This window comes from Tersicoccus solisilvae (assembly GCF_014643255.1).
GTDB classification, from domain to species: Bacteria; Actinomycetota; Actinomycetes; order Actinomycetales; family Micrococcaceae; genus Tersicoccus; species Tersicoccus solisilvae.
The window spans coordinates 229,845-236,547 of sequence record NZ_BMJI01000002.1; the positions used below are offsets into that span (position 1 = coordinate 229,845).

Here is a 6,703-nt window from a genome sequence, read left to right on the forward strand (position 1 = left end):
GCTAGGCCCGTCCCCCCGCCAGCAGGGCGGCGCACTCGTCGGTCGTCAGCCGCCGGAACGCGCGGCGGCTGCCGCGCAGCGTCAGGGGGTCCCGGTCGAGCACCGCGACCTCGAGCTGCTCGGCGGGCAGGTCGCGGCCCGGGCCGTCCTCCTCGCCGTCGACTCCGGCCCGGCGCAGGGCGTCGACGGCCGTGCTCACCGCACCGGCGAAGGTGGCGCCCGGGTCGTGCGCGGTGGCCAGCACCCCGCCGATCGCCTCGGCGGCGCCCCCCATGACGACGAACGCGCGCTGGTCGGAGATGGACCCGTCGAACAGCAGCCGGAACAGCCGGTCCTCCTCGGGCACCGCCCCGACCTCGACGACCGCCAGCTCGACCTCGAACGGCTTGCCCTCGGTCGTGAACACGGCGCCCAGGGACTGGGTGTAGACGCTGGCCAGCCCCCGAGCGGTGACGTCCTCCCGGTCGTACGCGTACCCGCGCAGGTCGGCATAGCGCACGCCGGCCTGGCGCAGGGACTCGAACTCGTTGTACTTGCCGACCGCGGCGAACGCGATCCGGTCGTAGATCTCCCCCACCTTGTGCAGGGACGGGGACGGGTTCTCGGCGACCAGGGCGATGCCCTCGGCGCAGGAGACGACGACGACGGACCGGCCCCGGGCGATGCCCTTGCGGGCGAAGTCCGCCCGGTCCTTCATCAGCTGCTCGGGTGAGACGTAGAACGACTGCGTCATGCTCACGCCTCCCGTCCGGCGCGGGACCGGGCGGCGAGGACGTCCTCGCACACCTCCTCGAGCTCGTGCTCGGGGATGCGGCGGTGCCCGGCGGCGCCGACCGTCATGATCACCGGCCACAGCCGGCGGATGGCGTCGGGACCGCCGGTGGCGGAGTCGTCGTCGGCCGCGTCGAAGAGGGACTCGACGGCCACCCGGACGGCCTCCTCCTCGGTCAGGTGCGGGCGCCACAGCTTCTTGAGGGCGCCGCGCGCGAACGCGGAGCCGGACCCGACGGTGTGGTGCTCGATCTCCTCGTACCGGCCGCCGGTGACGTCGTAGGAGAAGATGCGCCCGACCGCACGGGTGGTGTCGTAGCCGGCGAAGAGCGGCAGCACGGCCAGGCCCTGCACCGCGCGCGGCAGATTCTCTCTGACCATGGCGCCGAGCCGGTTGGCCTTGCCCTCGAGGCTGAGCCGGGTGCCCTCGATCTTCTCGTAGTGCTCCAACTCGACCTGGAACAGGCGCATCACGTCCAGGGCGATGCCCGCGGTGCCGGCGACGCCGAGCACGGAGTGGGAGTCCGCCGGGTACACCTTCTCGATGTGCCGGCTGGCGATCAGGTTGCCCATGGTCGCGCGGCGGTCACCGGCCATCAGCACGCCACCGCCGTAGGTCATGGCCAGGATGGTGGTGCCGTGCGGGGCGAGCGTCTCCCCCGCGCCGGGCACCGCCAGCGGGGTGCGGCCGAACGGCAGCAGATCCGGGTGGTCGGTCTGCAGCCAGGCGGTGAACGAGGATCCCGTTCCCGCGCCCGCGGCGTCGAATCGTGCGCCTTCCCTGGTGCCGCCGTGCCGGCCTGTGTGCTCCATGGACGGTTACTGGCCGCCCTTCTGCACGAATCCGCGCACGAACTCCTCGGCGTTCGCCTCGAGGACACCGTCGATCTCGTCGAGCAGGTCGTCGACGCCGGCGGTCGCGGCGGTCGGCGCGGCCTCGGCGGCCGGCGGCGTCGGGTCGGCCGGCTGGTCGATCTGCTCCTGATGCTCCGAGGAGGAGGCGGAGGCACGCTGCTGTTCGCTCATGGTCCTATCGTGCCACGCCACCGGGTTCGGGACCGGTGCCCAGCCGGCGGACGAAGTCGGCGGCGTCGATGCTGTCCGCGAACAGCGACGCGGTCAGGTCCCGAGTGCCCCGGTGGGGCTCCTTCGTGGGGATCCGCACGAGCCGCCGGGCGCCGGGCAGGTCGAACACGACGGAGTCCCAGTTGGCGGCGGCGACGTTGCCGGCGAACCGCTGCAGGCACTGACCGCGGAACCACGCCCGGGTGTCCTCGGGCGGGTCGGTCACCGCCGCGGCGACGTCCTCGTCGTCGAGCAGCCGCCGCAGCCGGCCGCCGGCCACGAGCCGGTGGTAGAGACCGCGGCCGGTGCGCACGTCGGAGTACTGCAGGTCCACCAGGGCCAGCCGGGGGTCGTCCCACGCCAGGCGGTCGCGGTCCCGGTAAGCGGAGACGAGCGCGAGCTTGGCGGCCCAGTCCAGCTGGTCGGCCGCTGCGGCGGGGTCGGCGGCGAGCAGGTCGGTCAGCTCCGTCCAGCGGGCCAGGACGTCGGCGGTCATCGGGTCGGTGGCGGGATCGTCGGCGCCGGTGCGGGCGCAGTGGGCCCGGGCCGCGTCCAGGTAGATGCGCTGCAGGTCCAGGCCGGTGACGGCGCGCCCGTCGGCGAGCCGGACGGTCGCGCGCAGCGTCGGGTCGTGGCTGATGGTCTGCAGCGCCGCCACGGGGTCGACCACCTGGACGGTGGGCGCCGTGCCCGCCTCGATCATCGACAGCACGAGCGCGGTGGTGCCGAACTTGAGGTAGCCGGAGATCTCGGCGAGGTTGGCGTCGCCGATGATGACGTGCAGCCGCCGGAACCGTTCGGCGACGGCGTGCGGCTCGTCCCGGGTGTTGATGATGGGCCGGCGCACCGTGGTCTCCAGGCCGACCTCGGCCTCGAAGAAGTCGGCCCGCTGGCTGAGCTGGAAACCCGGGGTGGACCCGTCGACGCCGATGCCCACGCGGCCGGCGCCGCAGATCACCTGACGGCTGACGAAGAAGGGGACCAGCCCCGCCACGATGGCCCCGAACGGCACCTCCCGCGGCATCAGGTAGTTCTCGTGGCTGCCGTAGGAGGCGGCCTTGCCGTCGGTGTTGTTCTTGTACAGCTGGATCGGGGTGCCGCCGGTGGCGGTGATCCGGTCCATGGCGGCCCGCGCGACGGCGTCGCCGGCGGCGTCCCAGCGCACGGCGTCCAGCGGGTTGGTCACCTCGGGGCCGGCGTACTCGGGGTGCGCGTGATCGACGTACAGGCGGGCCCCGTTGCCCAGGACGACGTTCATCAGGATGCCGTCGGTGATGGGGTCGGTCCCGTCGTCGGCGGCGTCGTCGAGGCCCTCCGCCGCCACCTGTTCGGCGGTGAGCACGTCCGGCTCGTCGGTGAGCTGGCTCGGGTCGGCGGCCCCCCTGGCCAGGACCCAGCCGCGGGCGTCGGCCAGGGGCGCCTCGTCCGAGTAGTCCCAGCCCGCTCCCCCGGCGGAGGAGTTCGCGCGCGTGTACAGGCCGGTCAGGTCCGCCCAGGCGTTGATCACCCGGGTGGCGAGCACGGTGGAGTCGGCGCCGGGGGCGCTGGGCGCGAGCACACCGAACTCGGTCTCGCTGCCCATGATGCGGTGGACGGTCATCCGTGCCCGGGAGTGCGCATCACAGGTACTGCCCGGTGTCGGTGGCCGTGGTCACGGCCCGGCCGCGCGACTGTCCGGTCTTGGCGTGGGCGATGGTGCGGATGTACGTGATCCGCTCGCCCTTCTTGCCGGAGATCCGCGCCCAGTCGTCGGGGTTGGTGGTGTTGGGGAGGTCCTCGTGCTCGTGGTACTCGTCGGTGACCGCGCGCAGCAGGTGCTCGATCCGCAACCCCTTCTGCCCCGTGGTCAGCAGGTCCTTGATGGCGTTCTTCTTGGCCCGGTCGACGACGTTCTGGATCACCGCGCCGGAGTTGAAGTCCTTGAAGTAGAGCACCTCGGACTCGCCGTTGGCGTAGGTGACCTCGAGGTACTCGGTGGTCGCGTCGGTCGCGTACATCGCCTCGACGGTGCGCTGGATCATCGCGTCCACCGTGGCACCCCGGTCCCGGCCGTGCTCGCCCAGGTCCTCCTCGTGCAGCGGCACCTCGGCGGTCAGGTACTTGCCGAAGATCTCGGCGGCCGCCTCCGCGTCGGGTCGGTGGATCTTGATCTTCACGTCCAGCCGGCCGGGCCGCAGGATCGCCGGGTCGATCATGTCCTCCCGGTTGGAGGCGCCGATGACGATGACGTTGTCGAGCCGCTCGACGCCGTCGATCTCGCTGAGCAGCTGGGGGACGATCGTGGTCTCGACGTCGGAGGAGACGCCGGTGCCGCGGGTGCGGAACAGGGAGTCCATTTCGTCGAAGAACACGACGACCGGGTTGCCGGCCGAGGCCTTCTCCCTCGCGCGGGCGAAGATCAGCCGGATGTGCCGCTCGGTCTCGCCGACGTACTTGTCGAGCAGCTCGGGGCCCTTGATGTTCAGGAAGTAGCTGGTGACGTCGGTGCCGCGCCGTTCGGCGACGCGGGCCGCCAGGGAGTTGGCCACCGCCTTGGCGATCAGGGTCTTGCCGCACCCGGGCGGGCCGTACAGCAGGATGCCCTTGGGCGCCTTCAGCCCGTGCTCGCGGTACAGGTCCGGGTGCATGAACGGCAGCTCGACGGCGTCGCGGATCTGCTCGATCTGCGGGCCCAGGCCGCCGATGTCGGTGTAGGAGATGTCGGGCACCTCCTCGAGGATGAGGGACTCGACCTCGCTGCGGGCGATCTTCTCCAGGGCGTACCCGAGCCGGGCGTCCACGGTGACGGCGTCGCCCACGCGCAGGGGTGCTCCCTGGAGGGCGCCGGAGAGCCGGACGACCTTCTCGTCGTCGGAGCGGCCGACGACGAGCGCACGGTCGGCCCCGATCAGCTCCTTGACGGTGGCCACGTCGCCGGCGCGTTCGAAGCCCAGGGCGCCGACGACGGTCAGGGACTCGTTCAGCAGCACCTCCTGCCCGACGGCGAGGGCGTCCAGGCCGACCAGCGGGGAGACGCTGACGCGCACCTTGCGCCCGGCGTTGACGACGTCGACGGTCTCCGCGGCCAGGGCGACACCGCGGGCGGCATCGGCGGGGCGGGCCGGGTTGATCGCGATCACCGTGCCGAAACCGAACGGCGCGACCCCGTCACGCTCGAGGGCCCCCTTGAGCCGGACGATCTCACCCTTCGCCGCCTCGAGGGCCTTGACCAGGGTGGCGTTCTGGGCGGTAGCGCCGGCGAGCTGGCGGTCGAGCAGCCGCAGCTTGTCCCGCAGCACCGCCAGCTGGCGGCCGGCGGCGTCGGGGGTCCCCGTGGGACCGGTCGCGCCCGTCGATGTGGGCTCGGACATGGCCGTTACCTCCTTCGCAGCACCGCGACCGGGCGGCGCCGCGCGGTCGGCGCGGACCGGCCGGTCCTGCGTTCCACCCTAGTTCGTCGGTGACTCCCCGGCGGCATCCGTGACGGGCCGGTGACCAGCACCGTCATCGGTCGCGCCGGCCGCGGCCGCGCGCCCGGGGCCGGCGTCCACCCCGGTGTCGGCGCCGGCCGCGCGAGCCCGCTCGGCGAGCCGGCTGGCGTCCCGGCCGACCTTGCGCAACCGCTTGTCCGAGACGGGCCGCTCCCCCACCGCCCCCGGCGTCCAGGCGTTGAGGTCCTCCTCGGTGTAGTCGGTCTTCGACGCTCGCCGGCGCGGCGCCAGCCGTTCGGACCCGTCGGCGAGCCGCCGCGTCATCAGCAGGAACGCGGTGTGGGCCACCATCCGGTGGTCGGGCCGGACGGCGAGCCCCTCGACGTGCCAGCCGCGCACCATCGTCTCCCAGGACTCGGGTTCGGTGAAGCGGCCGTCGTCGCGCACGGCCTCGGCGACGCGGGAGAGCTGCGTGACGGTCGCGATGTAGGCGATCAGCACCCCGCCGGGGGCCAGGGCCGTGGCCGCGGCGTCGAGGCACTCCCACGGGGCGAGCATGTCGAGGACGATCCGGTCGACGCTGCCGGGCTCCTCGTGGACGCCGAGCTCGGTGGCCAGATCCCCGAGGGTCAGCTGCCAGGCCGGGTGGTCGGCGCCGAACATGGTGGTGACGTTGCCGCGCGCGACGTCGGCGAACTCGGGCCGCAGCTCGAAGGAGTGCACCCGGCCGGCGTCCCCGACGGCGCGCAGCAGCGAGATGGTCAGGGCGCCGGAGCCGACGCCGGCCTCGACGACCCGGGCACCCGGGAAGATGTCGCCCATGGTGACGATCTGGGCGGCGTCCTTCGGGTAGATGACGGCGGCGCCACGCGGCATCGAGAGGACGAAGTCCTTGAGCAGCGGGCGCAGCGCCTGGTAGCGGTGACCGGCCGAGTTCGTGACCACGGTGCCCTCGTCGCGGCCGATCAGCGCGTCGTGCTCGAGCACGCCGCGGTGGGTGTGGAACGCCTCGCCGGCGGTCAGGGTGATGGTGCTCAGCCGGCCCTTCTCGTCCGTCAGCTGGACGCGTTCGCCGTCCCGGAAGGGGCCGCGGCGGGCGGCCGCGCCGGTGGTCGCATGGGTCATCGTGATCTCCTCGGGAGCGGGCGGGCCCGCGGTTCGGTGGGATGCGGCAGGTCGGGGACCCGCCGGGTCGCTCGGAACGGTGCGCTCGGTTCCGGTCAGGTCCAGGGGTCGGTGCGCCCCTGCAGGGCGGTGAGCACGGCGCCCTGCGTGAGCAGGCCGGTGACGGCGCCCCGCCCGTCGATGACGGCGTACTCGGAGCCGGCCAACCGGGCCAGGTACTGGATCAGCTGGTGACCCTCCGCGGCGGCGGGCACCACCGCGCCCGTCGCCAGCGGTCGGGCGACCGCGCCGGCGCCCATCACCGCGGCCTGCTCGCCGGGCACCGCGGCCAG

The 6,703-nt window shown here is 73.3% G+C and carries 6 protein-coding genes and 1 pseudogene; all 7 read right to left on the reverse strand.

What is annotated here, in order from left to right:
• Window position 1: 1 nt before the first annotated feature.
• Entirely contained in the window at window positions 2-733 is a 732-nt protein-coding gene (gene prcA / locus IEX22_RS03990) for a proteasome subunit alpha (protein WP_188666541.1), read from the reverse strand.
• A gap of 2 nt (window positions 734-735) precedes the next feature.
• Window positions 736-1,584 (reverse strand): proteasome subunit beta, encoded by an 849-nt coding sequence (prcB, locus tag IEX22_RS03995; protein WP_188666548.1) that lies wholly within the window; start codon window positions 1,582-1,584, stop codon window positions 736-738.
• A 6-nt stretch (window positions 1,585-1,590) separates the two neighbouring features.
• On the reverse strand, window positions 1,591-1,797 hold the full coding sequence (locus IEX22_RS04000; RefSeq protein ID WP_188666550.1) for a ubiquitin-like protein Pup: 207 nt from the start codon (window positions 1,795-1,797) through the stop codon (window positions 1,591-1,593).
• A gap of 4 nt (window positions 1,798-1,801) precedes the next feature.
• Window positions 1,802-3,436: a depupylase/deamidase Dop gene (dop, locus tag IEX22_RS04005; RefSeq protein WP_229659755.1), complete on the reverse strand. Its 1,635-nt coding sequence runs from the start codon at window positions 3,434-3,436 to the stop codon at window positions 1,802-1,804.
• 19 nt (window positions 3,437-3,455) lie between these two features.
• Window positions 3,456-5,186: a proteasome ATPase gene (arc, locus tag IEX22_RS04010; RefSeq protein WP_188666559.1), complete on the reverse strand. Its 1,731-nt coding sequence runs from the start codon at window positions 5,184-5,186 to the stop codon at window positions 3,456-3,458.
• 78 nt (window positions 5,187-5,264) lie between these two features.
• Window positions 5,265-6,371 carry a tRNA (adenine-N1)-methyltransferase gene (locus IEX22_RS04015; protein ID WP_188666561.1) on the reverse strand — a complete coding sequence of 369 codons (1,107 nt, stop codon included), beginning with the start codon at window positions 6,369-6,371 and terminating at the stop codon, window positions 5,265-5,267.
• A 95-nt stretch (window positions 6,372-6,466) separates the two neighbouring features.
• Window positions 6,467-6,703, reverse strand: a pseudogene (locus IEX22_RS04020) (site-2 protease family protein); the annotation flags it as partial.